We start from the raw sequence: 19383 nt of genomic DNA on the forward strand, positions 1-19383 counted from the left end.
CTGCGGCCGTACGGTGAAGCCCCTACATCAATCGGTGGCAGCGCTTTCGTCGCTTAGTTTCGAAGCGATGTGAATCACGTCTGCGAGGCTTCGCGTGCCGAGCTTCTCCATCATCCGAGCCTTGTAAACCTCGACGGTACGCGGGCTGATGCCAAGGATCGACGCGATGTCGCGGAACTGCCGGCCGAGCGCAAGATGCCGCATAACCTCGCGCTCGCGCCCGGTCAGACGCGCAACCTTGGATTCCATATCGCTCTGTTCGAGAAACCTGCGCCGCCTGCTCGCGGCGAAGTCAAGCGCGCTGCGAACGACATCGAGCAGAATCGAGTTCTCCACTGGCTTTTCAAGGAAGTCATAGGCTCCCGCCTTGAGGGCGTTCCGCACCGTCGAGACGTCGCCGTGCGCGGTCATGATGATGACGGGAAGCAGCGAATCCCGGTTGACCAGTTCCTGATGAACCTGCAATCCGTTCAGACCCGGCATCTTCAAATCGAGAAGTACGCAGCCGTTGTAGTGGGGTTGCAGCTTGGCGAGGAACTCGTCCCCTGAACTAAAAACTTGCGTTGGAACACCGCTCAGGTCGAGGAAGGACTTGAGCGCGTCGCGAATCGAGGCATCGTCGTCAACGAAGTAGACCGATTGCGAATTCATTTTCTCGCACCTCCTCCTTTGGTCAGCGGGAAACTCATCAGGAAGCAACTACCGCCGAGGCCAGAAGATTCCAGCTTCAACCCACCCCCGTTCGCCTCGACCAGGGAACGCGCAATCGCCAGACCCATGCCCATTCCATTCGACTTGGTGGTATTGAAGGGCTCGAATAGTAACGAAGCGATTTCGGGACCGACACCCGGTCCCGAGTCTCGAATTCTGATGCAAACGCAACGGTCCTGAAGATCATGTGAAGCTTCGACGATCTTCTTGCCAGAAACATCGATTGAGGCCGCTTCAATGGCGTTCTGCAGGATATTCTGCAGAGCGTTCTCGACCTGTACGATATCCACGTACAGAGAGATGGCAAGCTCGCGATTGCGCAATTGAATGCGGACGCCTAGCCGTTCCGCGTTGGGGCGCAGTGATGTTGTCACATTCGCGAGAATCGAGAATGAGTCGATCCATTCAGGACTCGTGGCCCCTCGTTGGTAGAAGTCCCTCAGGCGGGAAACGACGTCGCTGGCACGCCAGGCTTCGGTCAAGGCCTTGCTCATCATCTCGCGCAACCGTCCCGGATCGATGTCGGACCTGGCGATCAGCGCGTCGCATGCGCCCAGATAGCCGGTTAACGCGGCGATCGGCTGATTCAACTGATGTGCGAGCGCCGAAGTCATTTCACCTGCCGAAGCGAGTTGCTGCGCTCGGTTCAAGGCGGCCTGTTTGCCTTGCAGTTCTTCCTGCAGGCGCGAGCGATGCGTGGAAAGGGAACCGAGGGTGAGCCCCGTCACGCACAGGCCTGTCATCAGCAATTGCAACTGTACGAAGGTCGTCGAGTGGTAGTCCGCGAGTTGAACGCCGACGATCAGCCCAAGCTGGATGACGATCTGCGTCAGCATGGCGCCGGCGAGTCCCCATCGTGTCGAAATCCAGATCAGTGGCAGAAATAGAATGTAGAACGATCGGTAGGGATAGTCGCCCGCGAAGGCAAACACCAAGCAAAGGCAGGCCACCAGGGAGGCCAACTGCAGTCCGACTTCAATGCGCTCCGGTCCGGTAAGCGGACGTGTCACCGAGCGCCGGGTGACCAGGTGCAGCAGCGCCGGCGTTAGCACCAGGATTCCGTTCAGATCACCAACCCAGTAGCGGAGGGTGTCCAACGCGATATCGCTCGGAGCCACGAGGCCGATCATGGCGTACAGGCCGACGAAGGTAACTGCCAGGAGAAGGCTGGCGCCTGCAATTGCCAACAGAAAGCTCATGAGATCGCGGGGAGATTCGATTGGCAACTGAAGGCGAGAGTGCCTTGTCAGTGCTCCCGTGGCCCCGGTATACGCCAGGGTGATAAGCGCCGCGCTAATGCCGGCGGTCCAGTAGTAATGGGTTGGAATGCCGCGGACGACGAGATCGGCAGCGATAGCGGACGCGAATAGCGCGGGCCAGTAGCGAAGCCCCGCCCAAAGCAGGAAAAAAACGCTGAGGCCGGGGGGCGGATTGAAGGGTGTGATCCCAAGGGGCACGATCGGGTAGATGTAGCTTGCCCAGTCGAGGAAGACATACGTTGCGACGTAAGCGAAAACTAACAGCGCGCTGCGCAGCGACCCGTGCTGGTTAGGCAAAATGAGCCGCTTCGTCGATGCTGACGTGTTCATTCAGTCGTGGCCTCCCTGTCTACGCCCAGCGGTCTCGACAGCGGGTACCACGCGGAGCGACTCTACCTTGAGTTGGCATGAGCCTTCCGCTAATGCAGCTCCCCACCGCCATCATCGGCTCTCAGCACCCGGGATTGGAGGTCCACGGTCACCGTCGGAAGGGGCGCGGTATCCCAGACTGCGGCGTCTTTTACCGAACCCGTCGAGGGCACTTGCATCGCCAACAGCCGCGCACGGTCGTCCCCCGACAGGGGCTTCACGAAATGCGCGTTGAAGCCCGCTTCGAGCGATTTTCGGCGAATATCGCTGTCTCCCCACCCGGTCAGCGCAACAATCAGCATGCTGGCACCGGCTGGCGTCTGTCTCAGACGCCTACAAAGTTCGAGGCCATCCATCTCCGGCATCCCGATGTCCAGGATGGCGAGATCAGGTGAACTCACTGCGGCGAGTTCCAGAGCCATCGCCCCACTGTCTGCGACCTCTGCAAGATGCCCGTCCATTTGCAGAATGATCGCCAAGGCCTGCGCTGCATCGACATTGTCGTCGACCACGAGTATGCGGCGTGCCGCTGTCGGCTCCTGGGGTATCTGGGCGGGCGAAGAGCGAAGGGTCGCAACGGTCGTTAGCACAGTGGGCAAGCTGACGACAGCGGTAGTTCCGTGTCCCAGTCCCTCGCTTCTAACCGAAAGGGTGCCGCCATGGAGAGCGACCAGCGTTTGCGCAAACGATAGTCCGATACCCAGTCCTCGCGGCGACCCGCCCTCAGGTTCCGGGACCTGCCAAAACAGGTCAAAAATCCGCTCCAGATACTGGGAAGGAATCCCCCTGCCAGTGTCAACGATCGAGATCTCAACGAGATTGCCGAGATTTCGGGTGCTGAGTGTGATCGTTGCCCCCGGCGGGCTAAAGCGCGACGCATTGTTGACGAGATTGGCGAACACCTGGGTCATTCGCACCAGATCGCCGTCGATCTCCTGAGCGATCGTCATACCCTCCAGTTCGATCTTTTGCATGAAGCGATCGAGCAGCGGCTGTACGGTCTCGATGGACGTCTCGATGATGCGACCGAGGGGCAGCCGCTGCCGCTCGAGGGTGATCTTGCCGTGTGTGATTCGGGATACGTCCAGAAGGTTATCGAGTAGTTGGCCGATATGGCCGAGCTGTCGCTCCATCGTGGCATGTGTAGCAACGATCGCTTGCGATTCCGGCAGGCTTCGCCGAAGAACTTCCAAGCCGTTGCTCAGGGGGGCGAGCGGATTGCGCATCTCATGCGCCAGGGTGGCGATGAAAAGGTCTTTCTGCTGATCTTCGTGACGGAGCCGCTGTTCGAGGCGAACACGCTCCGTAATATCGGCTGCCGCGCCCGTCAGATGCCGCTTCCCGGCAGCCGTTTCAACGACCCGAGCGCGGTCCCCGAGCCAGCGTAAGCTACCGTCCACGCATCGAGCGCGGTACTCGCAGTAGTACCCTGATCCTTCGTCGATCGCCGACCGGACGGCTGCCTCCAATCGCGGGCGATCGTCAGGATCGACCAATTCGAGGAAGTCGACATAAGGTTGGTCGCCGAGTCCGAAAAGCTCCATGGCGTTTTCCGAGCGAACCACCGTAACGTCAGAGAGATCCCAGTCCCAAACCACCATCCTGCCGGCATCGACCGTGATCTGGAAGCGACGATTAAGCCAACTGGCGGATTGCTCGGCATCGCGCAGGGCATCGGCTTGCATCTGAACGCGTCGACGACCCCGATGCATCGAACCGCAGATCAGAACAATACAGGAGGCCGTAATCACGAACACAACCCACACGATCTGGTCGACCTGACCCACGGCCCAGGGAATTCCCGCCGGTGGAAGCGCCGTAGCCAAGGCGACCGCACCCATCGCGATCGCTACGACTCCGGCACGGGTACTGAAGCTGCCCGCGAAAAGAACGGCGACCAGAAACGGTACCAGAGGCGTTTTCAGGGCAACGGCAGGACCCAGTGCGATATACAAGCCGGTCGCCAGCATGGCGGCTGCGACCGCGATCAGAAGATCACGAGGCCACCCCACCACGATTGTTTGCGCACTCGTTTTCATATCCTGACGCCTCTCCGTGGCATACGATACCGTGCATGCGGCCAATCGTTCCGTTCAGTTTGGTCTCCGTGGTCCTCGGCGCGCGTCAAGGTAGTTGCCGCCTCATTCATGCAGCGAGCCGCTTAAAGGTTTCGTCGACGTGCGTGTTGATGACGCTGTCGCGTTCGGGGTTGAGGGCGACGGCGGTCACCGGTGACCAGTCGCGAGTGGCGCCTGACCAGCGCGCCGGGTTGAGCTCACGCGCCTTGATGTAGAGGTTGTGGCGTGCAGAGATGGTCGGTATTCCGGCTGCTATCCCAGTCGCCCCGGTCCGGCTTGGTCGATTTGCCGCAGGAAGGGTTTAGCTAGTGCGCGGTAGAGTGGCTCCTTGCACAGCAACCGCGACACGCCGAGCGCGAGGAAGCAGGTCGCGAGCATGGGCAGAATGAGCGAATGGTCGTCGACCATTTCCATGACAATCACTGCCCCGGTCAACGGCGACTGGGTAACGCCGGTGAAATAGCCCACCATTCCGAGGACGATCATTGTCGCGAGTGATGTCTGCGGCACGAGTGGTGAGAGTGCCGCCCCAATGCCAGCGCCAGTGGAAAGCGACGGTGAGAAAAGGCCGCCGGGCATTCCCGTGAGATAGGACGCAAGGGTCGCGAGCCACTTCAATATCGGAAATAGCAGGCCAGGCGACACCTCGCCGGTGAGCAAGCCATGGGCTTGCTCGTAGCCGGATCCGTATGTCGCGCCGTGGGAAACGAGTCCGAGTGCGGAAACGATCAGTCCAAGACTCGCTGCCATAAAAACCGCTTTGCGCGTCGACAGCGGGGCGAGCAGGTCGCTCCCTCTGACCAGAATTCGCGCGAACAGGCCGCCAAGAAGGCCGCCGCTTACGCCGCAGAGAGGCACGGCAATCCATGCCCGCCACGTCAGCAAATGCGCATTGGCCACGCCAAAATAGGTGTAGTTGCCGAGCAAACCCGTGGCGACGACACCGGCCAACACCACTGCAGTAATCAACGTACCGGTCGTTCGCTCCTCGAATGATCGCGCCATCTCCTCAACCGCGAACACGATGCCGGCGATCGGCGTATTGAAGGCGGCGGCCAGTCCAGCAGCCCCGCCCGCAAGCACCAAGCCGCGCCGAAGCTGTTCAGAAGGAAAATGCGCGAAGCGTCCTAGCGCATCCATGATGGACGCGCCGATGTGCACTGTCGGCCCTTCGCGCCCGATTGAAGCCCCGCTAAGAAGGCCCACTAGCATCAGCGCAATTTTGCCCGCTGCGATACGCAACGAAAGCAAGCGGGAGCGCTGAATGTCGTCCGCCGCCGCCAGCGCGGCAATGGCTTGCGGAATTCCGCTGCCTTTGGCTGCGGGGGAAAACCGGCGCGTTAGATAGACCGCCGCAGCAAACCCGAACGGCGTGATGAATGGTGCTGCGAGCGGCCATCTCACGATCATTTTATCGTGATAGCGGATCGCCCACCCGCATGCATCGGCGAACACAACTGCAACCAACCCGACCGCAATGGCGCCACACCAGAAAACCGCTCGAGCCTGCCAGACCATGAGAAATGGATTGCGGTTCGCGTGCGCGTCTTGAGAGAGGTTCATGGCGCTATTCTACCGAGATGGCTTTTGGCAACCCGCTTGGACAGCCATGGATTAAAGGACAGATGTCATTGGTCAATCTATGCGGCAATAGCGGTCAGCCAATTTGGAGACCGTGGTCAGTTCAATGGCGTTCTACAGGCAGTGGTGCGTGAGCCGATCGAGCAGCGCGGTGGTGAGCTTCGGATCGACGAAGACGTTGCTCCACTCGGCGAAGACCAGATTGGTCGTGATGATCACGCTGGTGTGCTCGTAGAGCTTCGAGAGCAGGTGAAATATCAGCATCTGTGGCCGTCCCCCAAATCAGCGCCAAACAGGTGGAGTCCCCCTGATCACGGGGATGAAGCAACCCCCGTTGAAGGGGGGTTCAATCATCCCCGCAATCAGCGCCAAACAGGTGGCGATACCCCTGATCACGGGGATGCGGCAACCCCCGTTGAACGGGGGTTGATTCATCCCCGAGCGGGGGTTGATTCATCCCCGAACGGGGGTTGATTCATCCCCGCAATCCATCGCGCGCGCACGCGCGTATATATATAAAGAAGTAACCTCTACTAGAAGTAACAACTTAGAAGTTACTACTACGAGATAGTGAAAGGGGTACAGGGGAAAACAACCCCAGCACTGAGCGGGAGCTTGAGTTGCTCGAGGGGCAAGCCCCTCGTTGATCGGCTGAAGCCGATCCTGCTCGTAGTCTCAACAAAAATTTCTGGAAAGACTGGCTACCTGATGACGAGCGCGAGAACGATGACCAGCAGGAAGCCAGTTCGCCCGAAACGCCATCCCGAGCCCACTTCACCTGCAGGCCAAGATCTGCTGGCCTGCCGTTGGAGCAAAGCTCAACCAGAACCTGGCCAGCAAGCTCTGGCTGTGCTGCAAAACGACTCGGCTCCCTTCGGATCGCTCATGTGGCCTTAAAAATTGTCGAAGAGGGCTTAACGAGTGCGCTGGCAGCGTTTTTAGGGTGTTATCCATACCTAGGCTGCGGTTCTGGATTTTCGCGCCTTAGAGGGCCGAATTAGAGGCCGCGGTGGAAGTCGAGGATGGGCTGGTCATCGTACAGCTCATCAAAGCCTAAGTGAGCGCGAGGTGCGCTTTGTCCGATCATGAGCTGATCCGACCGCGTGCATGCAGTGGTGATTTTGCTGCTACTTCGTCCATAGATGACGAATCCCGAATCAACCGACGTCGCTTTACAGCCGCTGAGCCGCAACGAGAGGCACAGCACGCCGCAGCGGGCGAAAAGAAACGCAAACCTCCACTTCACGCCCAAGGCGGTGAAGGATCGTCATCAGTCGGTCCACCGTAAAACGATCGAGCTTTGCCCCGCGAATGCGGGAGAAATCAGCGGCGGCGACACGATACGATCTTGCGTAGGGCCGAAAACCTGCTCTCGTGAAACAGGACAAACCGGCAATGACGAACCTTGCAAACAAGGTACAGATTGCTTGATCCACGAGGCGATGCGGCCATTTCGGATCCGCTTCCCTCAATTGTGGGTGGTCGTCGAGCTTTTGGGCGGCTCTTCGATATCGCAGGGCATACGCTCGTTGGTCACGTCCATCCCTCGCGCGCGGCGGCAGAGTCGATCGAGAGTTTTGTGGTCCTTGTCGGTCGCTGTCAGAGTCGTCGCCTCGTGGTGGATGGCACGAATCAACGGATACAGGAGGGCCGTCACGTCGCCCTTGTAGCCGGCGCAGGGGCCAAACTGAGGGGCGATATACGCACTGTTCACATCGTCCCGATGCGCGACCGACTCCTCCAGCGCATGCATGAAAACCGCTGTTCCTGCCGCCATCGAATCGCTCGACGCTTTCGCCTACGGTGCCGCGGCAGATCCGGAGATGGCCAACGATGCGCCGATCGTGCGCCATCTCATCGCGCAGCTGCGCAAGAGCAAGCGCTACCTGCTGCCAGTCGGCGGCGAGGTGATGCGCCGCGAGCTGGCGGCCAGCGGCGTACTGCCGATTCCCGAGTTCAAGCTGCCGGCGCCCCAGCTCACACTGGAGTTCCAGGTCAGCGAGGCCGGCTTTCTGACCGATCCCTACCGTCACTTCAGCCAGCCGACGATTATCCGCATGGCGCTGGTGCAGTACCGTCTGCTTAAAGCTTCGGCGTATCTCGAAGCTTGGTGCGACCCAGCGCAAGGAGGTCGATCTTCCGAGGCCGACCGCCTTGGGGGCGGCGAACCGGTGCCTCATAGCTGGCGAGCCAAAGTTCAACCGTGGACCGGCGCCAGAGGCGCCTGCGCAATCCGGGAATGCTCACGCACGGTGGAAGAGCATGTTGGCGTTCGAGCCGCGAGCGTATTGCGCGTGCGGCTGAACTCGGGTTGCCATTGCCAAGACCCAAAAGGAGTCCGAGCCCCGCACTGTCGATGAGCTCAAGCTGCAAGGGCGACGGCGACAGGGCGCCGTCTAGGATTGATTCCTTCATTATCTGGACCCTCAAAGTCGCGTATCCGACTCTTGGCGGTATCCCGAATTTTTGAAGGTGGAAACGGCCGCCGCCCGGGACAGATTCGGGACAGATTGCACCTCGTAACCTAGGAGGTTTTGGGGTGTTGCTTCCTAGCCAGAGGCGCTATGATCGCATCTCGATCAACAAGTTACAGCCGTGTTGGCGGAATCTCGGTGGGAAACCTTTCGGCTCATAATGCTGAGGTCGGTGGTTCGATTCCACTCATCACCACCAACAAATCAAGCGCTTAGAAGCCCGGCCTGCTGATGCCGGGCTTTTTCGTAACAGCATCGGGCGATGCTGCTAAAGCGCTGCCAGTTCGCACTCGATCTCGTCCATCAGCGGCCGCTGCGCCAGTGGCGCTTGCAGGCAACGCGCCTTCAGCGCCGCAAGCTGCGTCAGCCTGCTGTCGTTTGCGACGGCGGCGGGTTCGTCGCAATGCTGCAGCAGCTCTTCCAGCAGGCAGCCGTAGGCGCGGACTTCGAGGCGCTGCAGGGCCTGCGATTGCGCCGCTGCGCCGGGCGCGAAGAACGAGGCCGCGCCGAAGTCGCCGATCAGGCAGTCGCCGGCGCCGTTCCACAGCGTGTTATGCGCATACAGATCGCCGTGCAGGATGCCGCGCGCGTGCAGATGCGCGGTGGCCGCGGCCAGGCCGCGCGCCATTTTCACGGCGGTGTCGGCCGACCAGCGCGTGCCCGGCGGATACACATCGCGGGTGCAGGAGGCCAGGCTGGGCGGGCCGGCGAGGTTGCGGAACACTGGGTCGATCAGCTGCATCACCAGCCCCGGCGTCGCCTGCGGATGGCCGCTGATGCGGCCTTCGACCGGAATCAGGTTCGGATGGCGGCCGGCGGCGATGCAGGCGTCCATTTCGCTGCGCGGCAGGCCGTCGCTGGTGACCGCGCCCTTGAACAGTTTCACCGCGACCGGCAGCGCCGGCGCGCTCGCGGTATCGCGCTGCCACAGCGCGCGATGGATCACGCCGGACGCGCCTTCGCCGAGCTGCGTCTGCAGTGTCAATCGCGGCCAGGCGATGTCCGCCGCCGGATGTTCGGCGACCGCCTCGGCTTCGCTGATGTCGCTGAACGGGTTGCCCGCATAGGCCAGCCACGAAAGCCGCGGCAGGTCGAACAGCCACGCCGGCAGCGAGGCCAGCTGGTTGGCGGCGATGCGCAGCAGTTCCAGCCCGGTGCAACCCGCCATCTCGGCCGGCAGTTGCGTCAGCTGGTTGCCGGCCAGCATCAATTTCTGCAGGCGCGTACAACGGCCGATCGCGGCGGGCAGCTCAGTGATGCAGTTGTCGGTCAGGATCAGCCAGCGCAGCTGCGGCGACAGCGCCGCCGCCGGCACATGGCGGATGCGGTTGGCCTTGAAGCCGACCGTGTCCAGAGCCGGGCATTGCCCGACCACCGCGGGCAGTTCGGTGAACGAGTTGTCCGAGCAGAACAGCACGCGCAGCCGCGTCAGCCGCGGCAGGTCGTCGGGCAGAGTGCTCAGCGCGTTGCCGGACAGGTTCAGCACTTCCAGCGTGTCCGCCAGATCGAAGACCTCGCGCGGCAGTTCGCTCAGCCCGCAGCTCAGATCCAGCCGCCGGATGCCGGCCAGTTCTCCGGAGCGCAGTTGCGCGAGTGTGTGCATGCCGATATCGCGAGTAGGGGAGCGCGAAGCGTACAGGATACGCTTCGCGGCCCGGCGCGCCGCTGCCGCGGGGGCTCAGATCAGATCGCGGTAATTCTGGATCACGACCATCACCAGCTGGCTGCGAGAGCGCACGTCGAGCTTGTTGAACAACTGCTGGAAGCTGGCCTTGACTGCGCTCTCCGAGCTGCCGAGACGGCGCCCGATCTGCTTGTTCGACAGCCCCTGCAGCAACCCGCGCAACACCGCGCGCTCGCGCTCGGTGAAACCGACGCGCGCCGGTTCCTGCGCGGCGGTGACGATGGCCTGCAGGTAGCGCTGCTCGATCAGTACCTGGCCCATCGCCACCGCGTGGATGCTGTTCTTGAGCTCGTCCGGCGACACTTCCTTGCGGCAGATGCCGGAGATGCCGAGGCGGATCAGCTCCAGCGCGTCGCGCTCCGGCAGGCCGGCCGTCACCACCAGCAGCGAGCCCGAGGCCGATCGCCGCGGCTCGCGCGCGAAGTCCAGCGCGGTGTGCTCGCCGAGATCGTAATCGACGATCACCACGTCCGGGCACAGCGTGTCGATCTCGGCCAGCGATTGCGCGATCGAACCGCCGTGGCCGACAACGGCGAAGCGCGCGTCGGCGTCGAGCAGGCGCCGCAGGCCTTCGCGGAACAGCGTGTGATCGTCGAGCAGGTACAGGCGGATCGGAGGCGGCGTACCGTCAGCCATGCGCCGCCTCGGCCGACGAGGCCAGCGGCAAAAGCAGCTCGAAGCAGGCGCCGCCGCTCGCAGCGCCGGCGACGTGCCGCAACTGTCCGCCCTGGTGCGCCATCAGCGTGCGCGAGATATAGAGCCCGAGTCCGGTACCATCGGCGCCGGGCCGGAACGGCTGGAACAGCGTCGCTGCGTCGCGGATTCCAGGGCCGGAGTCCTGCACCGCCAGCACCGCACGGTCGCCGTCGATGCGCGCCGCCAGCCGCAGCTGGCGTGCGGGCCGCGTGCTCACCGCGCGCAAGGCGTTCTGCGACAGGTTCAGCAGCACCTGCAGCAAGGCCTGGCGGTTGCCGCGTACCGCCGGAAAGTCGGCGGGCACGTGCACCTCGATCGCGCCGTCGAGGTCAGCCCAGTCCGGGCCGATGATCAGCTGGAGTTCGGTACACAGCGCCTGCAGCCGCAGGTGGCCGCCGCTGCCGGGCTCGGCCTGCTGGCGCAGGTCGAAGGACGCGAGTTCGAGCAAGGCGCGCACCAGGCTTTGCAGCGCCGCCAGATCGGGGTCGCCGTGCATCGCCGGATGCCGCGCCAGGTTGGACGCGACGACGCCGGCAGCCGAGCACAGGTTGCGAATTTCGTGCGACACCGCGCCGGCCAGCAGGCGGTTGTGATTCTGCAGATCGCTGAAGTGCGCAACCTCGCGTTCGCGCACTTCGTCGGACGCGTCGGCGACGATCGCCGCAAGCTTGCGGCCGTCGCCATCGCCGTAGACCGAGAACCAGGTCGTCGCCGGAAACGCGCTGCCGTCGGCGCGCCGGCCCCAGGTGCTGGTCGAGGTGCGCAGGTCGCCGACGCTGGCGCTCATCGACAGCGCGTCGGCGAGCACCGGCAGAAAGTCGCCGACCGGCCGCCCGACCGCACTCTGTTCTTCGTCGAGTTCCATCATGTCCTGCGTGGCGCGGTTGGCGGCGATGATGCGGCCGTCGCTGTCCACGGTCAGGATCGCCGCCGGGCTGCTGTCGGCGAGCAGGCGCAGCCGGCGTTCGGCGCGACGCCGCAGCCGCTGCTCGGCGCGCAGCCGCGCGTAATGTTCCAGCATCGCGCGCCGGCGTCGGCTGATCTCGGCGACCAGCAGGCCGCAACCGGCGTAGGCAACCGCGGCCATCGAAAAGCGCAGCGCCTGTTCCAGCGGCGTCTCGTGCATCACGAACAGCCCGCGCGCCGCGGCGCAGGCGCAGGCCGCGAGCACGATCTGCCGCCTTGACAGCACGGTTGCGGCGAGCACGACCGGCAGGATGTACAGCAGGCCCAGCGATACGCCGAGGCGCGAATACCACTCGGCCATCACCAGCGCGCTGAGCATGGTCGCGGCGGTCGCCAGCACCGCGGGCTGGCTCAGGCTGATTCCGTATTGACCGATGCGCAGCGGCGGCATGAGCAGTTGTTTCCACGTTCGAAGAACCTGATCAGATCACCGGATGCGCCGTCGGTTCCTCGATCTATCGAAAGATAGTCCGGCGCGCGACCTTCGTCGCCGCGATCCACGACGAGCGATGACGTTTCGATAGCAGACGCGCCACCACTGCAGGCCTTTAATGGATCGCAACGCATACGACGCGATGCATCGCCCGCAACGGAAGTAGCCCCGAGATGATCCTGCGAGAGTCCTTTCCGCTGAAACGCATCTGGCCCGGCACCTATAAAAGGCTGCTGTTGCTGCTGGCGTTCGATTGCGCGGTCGCCGGCTGTTACGTGCTGCTGGACTGGCACTGGCTGTCGCTGGACGCGCTGCCGCTGGCGCCGCTGGGTTCGGCGCTGGCGATCTTTCTGGCGTTCCGCGCCAACGCCGCTTATGGCCGTTGGTGGGAGGCGCGCCAGCTGTGGGGGCAGCTGGTCAACACCTCGCGCGCGATCGCGCGGCAGGCGCTGACCGCGTTCGACGCCGATCCGCAAGAGCCGCGGCATATAAAGCTGCGCGACGACCTGGTGCTGCATCAGGTTGCGTTCGTACACGCGCTGCGCTGCCATCTGCGGCGCCAGAACCCGCAGCCCGAACTGGTCGGCCTGCTCGGGTTCGAGCGCGCCGAGGGCCTGCGGCTCTACGGCAACGTGCCCAACGCGCTGACGCTGCGCCAGGCGCAGCTGCTGCATCAGGCGCGCGAGCTGGGGATGATCGACAGCCTGCGCTGGAGCGCGCTCGACGCCAGCCTGACCACGCTCGCGAACATCCAGGGCGCCTGCGAGCGCATCAAGAACACGCCGCTGCCGCGCCAGTTCAGCACGCTGCCGCGCGTGTTGATCGATGCCTATTGCTGGCTGGTGCCGCTGGGCCTGGTTGCCGGCCTCGGCGCGGTGACGCCGGTGGCGTCGGCGCTGATCAGTTTCACGCTGATCGCGATCGACAGCGCCAGCGGCGCGATCGAAGACCCGTTCGAAAACACCATCAACGACACGCCGATGACCGCGCTGTCGCGCGGCATCGAGCTGGTGCTGCGCGAAATGCTCGACCAGCGCCGTCCGCTGCCCGAAGTCGCCGCGATCGACGGCTTCGTCTACTGATTCCCCCGATGCTTTCTATACCCAGGAGCCATCCATGACTGCCAATGTGCCGGTGTTTCCGCGCCAGCTCGTGTTCGCCACGAATTTCTCCGAAGCCTGCCACAGCGCGATTCCGCTGGTGGCGCAGTGGGTCGACGCGCTGCAGGCGCGGCTGACGTTATTGCACGTGCATGCGCGTGGCGAGCAGGCGACCGCACAGCGTGCGCTGCATTCGTTCTTCGCCGAGGCCGCGAATTATCCGGGCTGCGAACGCGTGCTACTGTCCGGCGACCCGGCACGCGGCATCGCCGCGTTCTGCCGCGAACATCCACAGGCACTGCTGGTAATGCCGCCGAGCTCGCGCCGCTTTTTGCCGCGTCCGCTGCACGTATCGCTACGGACTCGCGTATTGCGCGACGTCGTCACGCCGATGATGACGCTGCCGTACACCGACGCGATCCCCGAGCCGCCGCAGCCCGGCGGACACGTCGCCTGCTGGCTGACCGGACGCGAACGCCGGCTCGACCATCTGCGCGAAGCGGCCGCGATCGCGCGTCGTCGCGGCGCCGAGCTGCATCTGTTCTATGCGTTGCCGGAGATCAGCGAGGGCCTGATGATGGAAGCGATGACCGCGCCGCGTCCGTTCGCCGCGTCCGCCGCGACGCGCTGGCTCGATCACATCGTCGACCATCTCGGCGACGATCTGACGATCCGCCTGCAGCTGGCGACCGGCAGTGCCGCGCAGGTGCTGCAAAAGCTGCTGCGCCGCAGCCGCGCGAACATCCTGGTTGCCGACCGCGATGCGACGATACATAGCCGCCTGCTGCGGGCATCGCTGAGCAGTGCGGGCGCGTCGCGCTATCTGCTGATCTGCGTGCCGCCGCGCGACGACGAGGGCTTCGATCCGATGCTGCCGCCGGGCCCGACGCCGACCTTGCGTCTGCCGACGCTGCCGCGTTTCGCGCGACCACCGCGGGTGGCTCGCAGCAGCGGGCACGACGCCAGCCTGCGCCTGCTGTTCGCCTGAGCCTACGCTCCGAGGCCCGCGGCGGCGTATGCTCGCCGCCCATTGCAATACCGGAGCGGCGATCGATGTCCAGCGAAGTCACCACCGCCAGGCTGCGCGGCCTCGTCAGCGATGCGGCGGCCGCAGTCGGCGAGGGCAGGATCGACACCGCCGACAGCGCCGCGGCGACGCGCGCGCTGGACACGATCATGGAGTCGATGAAGCGGGCCGCCGGCCTCGGCAGTGACAAGCTGCGGCCGATTTACGCCGAACTGCTGGCCGACGCGACGCGCGCCTACGCCCGTGCCTTGAACGACGCGCTGCCGCGTCGCATCGCCGGTGCGATCAGCGCCAAAGAGTTCCGCGACCTGATGCGCCAGGCGGCCCTGGACCACAAGGCGGTCAAGGATCGCGTCGAGCGCGCCTGAGCGATCAAGGCGGCGGCGCTGCGCTGGCCACCGCCGGCGCGGGGTTGGCCCAGCCGCCGCCGAGCGCGCGGATCAGTGCGACGCTGGCGCGCAGACGCTCGGTGTCGATCGTGACCAGGTCGCGCTGCGCGTCCAGCGCCGCGCTCTGCGCCGTGGTCACTTCCAGATAATTCACCGCGCCCTGGCGGTAACGAATCGTCGCCAGTTCCACAGCGTGCTCGGAGGCTGCCACCGCCTGCGCTTCTTCTTCGGCCGCGTCCTGGTAGCGGTCGAGCAGTGCGAGGTTGTCTTCCACTTCGGCGAAAGCCTGCAGCACGGTCACCCGATAGCGGGCGCCGGCTTCGTCGAGCAGCGCGCGTGCCTGGTCGACCTGCGCCGCGCGGCGGCCGCCGTCGAGCAGGTCCAGCGCCAGGCTCGGGCCTATCGACCAGAACAGGTTCGATGCCTTGAACCAGTCGCTGCCCTGATAGCTCTGGTAGCCGACCGTGCCGCCCAGCGTCAGGCTGGGGAACCAGGCCGCGCGGGCGACGCCGACGCTGGCGTTGGCGGCCGCGGTGCGGCGCTCGGCGGCGGCGATGTCGGGGCGGCGCTGCAGCAGCGTCGACGGCACGTCGGTCGGCAGCTGCGGCACGGCGAGCCGGGTGGTTTTCGGCGCGATGCTGAAGCTCGACGGCGATTCGCCGATCAGCGCCGCGATCGCATGCTCCTGCACCGCGCGCTGGCCCATCGACGTCGAGCGCTGCGCCTTGGCGGCCTGCAGCTGCGTGCGGGCGCGGGCGACGTCGAGGCCGGAGGCGATGCCGCCGTCGCGTCGTGACTGCGTCAGCTCCAGCGCGCGTGCAAACGCGTCGACATTGCGGTTCAGCAGATCCACGGTGTTGTCGAGGCCGCGCAGCTGCAGATACTGGTCGACCAGCTGCGCGCGCAGGCTCAGCTGCGCCGACGCCAGATCGTCGCCGGCAGCGACGAAGCTGGCGTCGCCGGCCTTGACGCTGTTGCGCACGCGGCCCCACAGGTCGACTTCGTAGCTGGCCTGCAGGCCGAGCGAATTGTCCTTGAAATAGCGCGTGTCGCTGCCGCTGGGCGGGCGCATGTCGGAGCCGCGGTTCGGCTCGTACTGGCCACTCAGCGACAGCCTCGGGAACAGCGACACACGGCTCTGATCGTAGTACGCGCGTGCCTGGTCGTAGCGCGCCAGCGCGGCCGCCAGCGTCGGGCTGTTCTGCTCTAGCCTTGCGACCAGCGAGTCCAGCGTGTCGTCACGGTACAGCGTCCACCAGTTGCCGCGATCGAGCTGGTCGGCCGGCGCGGCCGCGGTCCAGTCGCGATGTCCGGCGGCTTCCTTGTAATCGCCGGCGACCGGCACCGCGGGCAGCTGGTACTTCGGCGCCAGGCAGCCGCTCAGCGCCAGCGCTGCCGCGCCGGCCAGCGCGGTTTTCAGGAAACGCTGGCGCGACACTTCAGCTCTTCTTGGCGTCATGGCCCTTCTCGGCGGCGAGCTGCACCTTGTCGCCGGCCATCAGCGACTCCGGCGGGCTGTCGATGATGCGGTCCTTGGCGTCGAGGCCGGAGACCTCCACGGTCTTGCCGAGATCGCGGCTGATCGCGATGTCCTTCATCGTCACCGTGTTGTTGTCGCCGAGCACGGCGACACGCAGGCCGTCGCGCGAAAAGATCAGGCTGCTGGCCGGGATCGACAGACTGCCGGCGCCCGGCGGAATCAGCAGTTTGACGTCGGCGTAGCCGCCGGCCGGCAGCGTGCCATCGGCGTTGTCGACCACCAGCTGTACCAGGCTGCCGCCGGAGCGCGCATTCACCGATCCCGCCAGGTTCTGCACCGTCGCGGTGAACGTGCGGCCCGGATATTCGGGCAGGCCGAGTTCGGCTTGGCCGCCGATCTTGATCGCCGGCATGAAGCTCTGAGGCACCTGCACGTAGACGCGCAGCTTGCGCGTGTCCGCAACCGTGAACAGCGCCGGGCCGTTGCTGGCGCCGGAGCTGATCAGCGCGCCGAGATCGGTGGAGCGCGAGGTCACCACGCCGTCGAACGGCGCGACGATGCGGCGGAAGTTCTGCGTCGCCACCAGCGCGTCGACCGCGGCGCGCGCGGCCAGCGCGGCAGCTTTCTTGGCGGCGTAGTCGCCGGCCTTTTCGTCGACTTCCTGGGTCGACACCGCGTCGGTGCCGAGCATCGCCTGCCAGCGCTTGGCGGTGCTTTCGGCGAGCTTGGCATCGGCCTCGGCCCTGACCAGGTTGGCGCGCATCTGTGCCAGCTCCTGGTCCAGGTCCGGCGTTTCGATCTCCGCGAGCAGCTGGCCGGCTTTCACCGGTGCGCCGATGTCGACGTACCACTTCTTCAGATAGCCGTTGGCGCGCGCGTAGATCGGTGCGTTGTAGTAGGCCTCGAGGCGGCCCGGCAGCTGCAGGCCGCTGGCGTCTCCCAGCGGCTGGGGCTCGGCGACGATCACGCTCGGGATCACGTTGGCGGCGGTCCAGTCCTGCAGCGCGCTACTGCTGCGCGCGCGCTGGGTCAGGCCGATCGCGACAATCGCGATCGCGACGCAGGCGCCGACGATGCCGGCAGTGCGCGGGCCGCGCGTGGCCGGAGTGGAATCAGTTGACGACATGAGGGTGTCCCGAGACTGGAGCAGAAGACGAAGACGATGCGCGGCCATGACGCGCATGGACGATGCTGAATACGATCGGTACGAAGAACAGCGTTGCGGTGGTCGCGAACATCAGGCCGCCGATCACCGCGCGGCCCAGCGGGGCGTTCTGTTCGCCACCTTCGCCCAGGCCGAGCGCCATCGGCGCCATGCCGATGATCATCGCCAGTGCGGTCATCAGCACCGGGCGGAAACGGGTGAAGCCGGCTTCCAGCGCGGCCTGAACCGCGTTGCCGGTCGCGAGCAGGCGTTCGCGCGCGAAGCTGATCACCAGGATCGAGTTCGCGGTCGATACGCCCATGCACATGATCGCGCCGGTCAGCGCCGGTACCGACAGCGGCGTCTGCGTAGTGAACAATATCCAGACGATGCCGGCGAGTGCGGCTGGCAGTGCGGTGATGATCACGAACGGATCAGCCCAGGACTGGAAGTTCACGACGATCAGCAGGTAGATCAGCACGACCGCGCCGAGCAGGCCGAGCAGCAGGCCGGTGAAAGCCTGGTTCATCGTCGTGATCTGACCGCGCAGCGTCACCGTGGTGCCGAGCGGGGCAGCCTTGGCCGATTCGTCGATGACCTTCTGCACGTCGGTGGCGATGCTGCCCAGATCGCGGCCCTGCGGCGTCGCGAAGATGTCGATCACCGGCAGGATGTCGCGGTTGCTGATCACGGCCGGTGTCACGCTGCGGGTGATCTCGCTGATGGCGCCGAGCACCTGCGGCTCCGTGGCATTGACCGCGTTCACCGGCAGGCTTTCCAGCCCCGGCAGCGTGTCGAGCTTGTACTGCGGAATCTGCGCGACGACCTGGTACGGCACGCCGTTTTCGGGATTCAGCCACCACAGCGGCGCGACCTGACTGGAACCGGCGAGCGAAATCACCATGCTGTTGGTGACGTCGCGCGAAGTGATGCCAAGCTGCTGGGCGCGGGCGCGGTCGATGTCGACATTCAGCGTCGGATAGTTCGCGGTCTGCTGGATACGCGCGTCGGCAATGCCCGGAATCTGGCGGATCTTGCGCAGCAGCTCCTTGGCGTAGGCGCGGTTCTCGGCCAGCGCCCGTCCGCGAATCTGCACCGTGATTGGCGACGGGCTGCCGAAGTTCAGGATCTGGCTGGTGATGTCGGCCGGCAGGAACGAGAACGTGACCATCGGGAATTCACGCGGCAGCCGCTCGCGCAGCTCGCGCATGTAATCGGCGGTCGGCTTGTGGTCCTTGTTCAGTGCGATCTGGATATCGCCGTCCTGGGGGCCGATGGTGCCGGTGTTGTTGTAAGCATTGTTGATCGGCGACGACGGCAGGCCGATGTTGTCGGTGATCACCGCGATCTCCTGCGGCGGAATAACGCGGCGGATCGAATCCTGGATCTGCGCGAAGTAGCGCGAGGTTTCTTCCAGGCGCGTGCCGACCGGAACCCGCGCATGCAGCAGCATCTGCCCGGTGTCCACCGCCGGGAAGAAGTTGCGCCCCAGCGCCGGCACCAGCAGGAATGACAGCGCGATCACCGCGATGAAGCCGGCGACGAAGCCGCGGCGATGCTTCACCGCCAGCTGCAGCCACTGGTGGTAGCCGTCGCGGATGCGCTCGAAGCGTGCTTCGAAGCCGCGCTGGAAGCGCGCCAGCGGATTGCGCGACGGCGGCAGCGCCGCGTTGTTGCCGTGCAGGTCCGTGTGCGGCGCGTGTGGCTTCAGCAAGTACTTGGCCATCGTCGGCACCAGCGTGCGCGACAGGATGAACGAGCAGACCATCGCGAACATCACGCTCATCGCCATCGGCACGAACAGGAAGCGGGCGATACCTTCGAGGAAGAACATCGGCACGAACACGATGCAGATGCACAGCAGCGACACGAACGCTGGCGTGACGATCTGCGCGGCACCGTCGAGGATCGCGGTCTCGACGTCCTTGCCCTGTTCGAGATGCCAGTTGATGTTCTCGATGGTCACGGTGGCATCGTCGACCAGGATGCCGA

General features: G+C 64.7%; 16 protein-coding genes and 2 pseudogenes. 4 read left to right on the forward strand and 14 right to left on the reverse strand.

Annotated elements, in window-relative coordinates; all coding sequences use genetic code 11:
- Nucleotides 1–27: 27 nt before the first annotated feature.
- The 8 genes and pseudogenes from OJJ21_RS19280 to OJJ21_RS19310 all read right to left on the reverse strand — a co-directional run bounded on the left by OJJ21_RS19280 (nt 28) and on the right by OJJ21_RS19310 (nt 7751).
- The gene (locus tag OJJ21_RS19280) at nt 28–651 is read right to left on the reverse strand and encodes a response regulator (protein ID WP_297688893.1); all 624 of its coding nucleotides are present in this window, start codon (nt 649–651) and stop codon (nt 28–30) included.
- On the reverse strand, nt 648–2300 hold the full coding sequence (locus OJJ21_RS19285) for an MASE1 domain-containing protein (RefSeq protein ID WP_297688895.1): 1653 nt from the start codon (nt 2298–2300) through the stop codon (nt 648–650). The genes OJJ21_RS19280 and OJJ21_RS19285 overlap by 4 nt, the downstream gene beginning before the upstream one ends.
- A gap of 89 nt (nt 2301–2389) precedes the next feature.
- A complete protein-coding gene (locus tag OJJ21_RS19290; RefSeq protein WP_297688897.1) occupies nt 2390–4378 on the reverse strand; it encodes an ATP-binding protein in 1989 nt (662 codons plus the stop codon).
- A gap of 106 nt (nt 4379–4484) precedes the next feature.
- Nucleotides 4485–4652: pseudogene (locus OJJ21_RS19295) on the reverse strand (IS3 family transposase); the annotation flags it as partial.
- A gap of 17 nt (nt 4653–4669) precedes the next feature.
- Nucleotides 4670–5980 (reverse strand): chloride channel protein, encoded by a 1311-nt coding sequence (locus tag OJJ21_RS19300; RefSeq protein ID WP_297688899.1) that lies wholly within the window; start codon nt 5978–5980, stop codon nt 4670–4672.
- A gap of 138 nt (nt 5981–6118) precedes the next feature.
- Nucleotides 6119–6259 (reverse strand): annotated as a pseudogene (locus OJJ21_RS19305) (ATP-binding protein); the annotation flags it as partial.
- Nucleotides 6260–7170: 911 nt separating this feature from the next.
- Entirely contained in the window at nt 7171–7434 is a 264-nt protein-coding gene (locus OJJ21_RS24420) for an XRE family transcriptional regulator (protein WP_366093375.1), read from the reverse strand.
- A 32-nt stretch (nt 7435–7466) separates the two neighbouring features.
- Nucleotides 7467–7751: a hypothetical protein gene (locus OJJ21_RS19310; protein ID WP_297688900.1), complete on the reverse strand. Its 285-nt coding sequence runs from the start codon at nt 7749–7751 to the stop codon at nt 7467–7469.
- Between OJJ21_RS19310 and OJJ21_RS19315 the strand changes: the two genes are divergently transcribed.
- A complete protein-coding gene (locus OJJ21_RS19315) occupies nt 7750–8358 on the forward strand; it encodes a hypothetical protein (RefSeq protein WP_297688902.1) in 609 nt (202 codons plus the stop codon). The genes OJJ21_RS19310 and OJJ21_RS19315 overlap by 2 nt on opposite strands.
- Before the next feature lie 382 nt (nt 8359–8740).
- Here OJJ21_RS19315 and OJJ21_RS19320 read toward each other — a convergent pair whose 3' ends face one another.
- From OJJ21_RS19320 to OJJ21_RS19330, 3 genes are all read right to left on the reverse strand, one after another.
- Nucleotides 8741–10075, reverse strand: coding sequence for a leucine-rich repeat-containing protein kinase family protein (locus tag OJJ21_RS19320; protein WP_297688905.1), 1335 nt, complete (start codon nt 10073–10075; stop codon nt 8741–8743).
- A gap of 75 nt (nt 10076–10150) precedes the next feature.
- Complete coding sequence (locus OJJ21_RS19325) at nt 10151–10792, reverse strand: response regulator transcription factor (protein ID WP_297688907.1); 642 nt, start codon at nt 10790–10792, stop codon at nt 10151–10153.
- Entirely contained in the window at nt 10785–12209 is a 1425-nt protein-coding gene (locus OJJ21_RS19330; RefSeq protein ID WP_297688910.1) for an ATP-binding protein, read from the reverse strand. Before OJJ21_RS19330 ends, OJJ21_RS19325 begins: the two co-directional genes overlap by 8 nt.
- A gap of 215 nt (nt 12210–12424) precedes the next feature.
- Here OJJ21_RS19330 and OJJ21_RS19335 point away from each other — a divergent pair, with 215 nt between their 5' ends.
- From OJJ21_RS19335 to OJJ21_RS19345, 3 genes are all read left to right on the forward strand, one after another.
- Nucleotides 12425–13333, forward strand: coding sequence for a bestrophin family ion channel (locus OJJ21_RS19335; protein WP_297688912.1), 909 nt, complete (start codon nt 12425–12427; stop codon nt 13331–13333).
- A 34-nt stretch (nt 13334–13367) separates the two neighbouring features.
- Nucleotides 13368–14339, forward strand: coding sequence for a universal stress protein (locus tag OJJ21_RS19340; protein WP_297688914.1), 972 nt, complete (start codon nt 13368–13370; stop codon nt 14337–14339).
- A gap of 65 nt (nt 14340–14404) precedes the next feature.
- Nucleotides 14405–14746 carry a hypothetical protein gene (locus tag OJJ21_RS19345; RefSeq protein ID WP_297688916.1) on the forward strand — a complete coding sequence of 114 codons (342 nt, stop codon included), beginning with the start codon at nt 14405–14407 and terminating at the stop codon, nt 14744–14746.
- A 4-nt stretch (nt 14747–14750) separates the two neighbouring features.
- On the opposite strand, the gene OJJ21_RS19350 is transcribed toward OJJ21_RS19345, so the two are convergent.
- The 3 genes from OJJ21_RS19350 to OJJ21_RS19360 all read right to left on the reverse strand — a co-directional run.
- On the reverse strand, nt 14751–16226 hold the full coding sequence (locus OJJ21_RS19350) for an efflux transporter outer membrane subunit (RefSeq protein ID WP_297688918.1): 1476 nt from the start codon (nt 16224–16226) through the stop codon (nt 14751–14753).
- On the reverse strand, nt 16207–17373 hold the full coding sequence (locus OJJ21_RS19355; protein ID WP_297688921.1) for an efflux RND transporter periplasmic adaptor subunit: 1167 nt from the start codon (nt 17371–17373) through the stop codon (nt 16207–16209). Before OJJ21_RS19355 ends, OJJ21_RS19350 begins: the two co-directional genes overlap by 20 nt.
- The coding region (locus tag OJJ21_RS19360) for an efflux RND transporter permease subunit (RefSeq protein WP_297688923.1) at nt 17360–19383 on the reverse strand (2024 nt) is incomplete at its 5' end. The genes OJJ21_RS19360 and OJJ21_RS19355, both read right to left, overlap by 14 nt.

It is taken from the genome of Ferrovibrio sp. (assembly GCF_025869515.1).
Classification (GTDB): domain Bacteria; phylum Pseudomonadota; class Alphaproteobacteria; order Ferrovibrionales; family Ferrovibrionaceae; genus Ferrovibrio.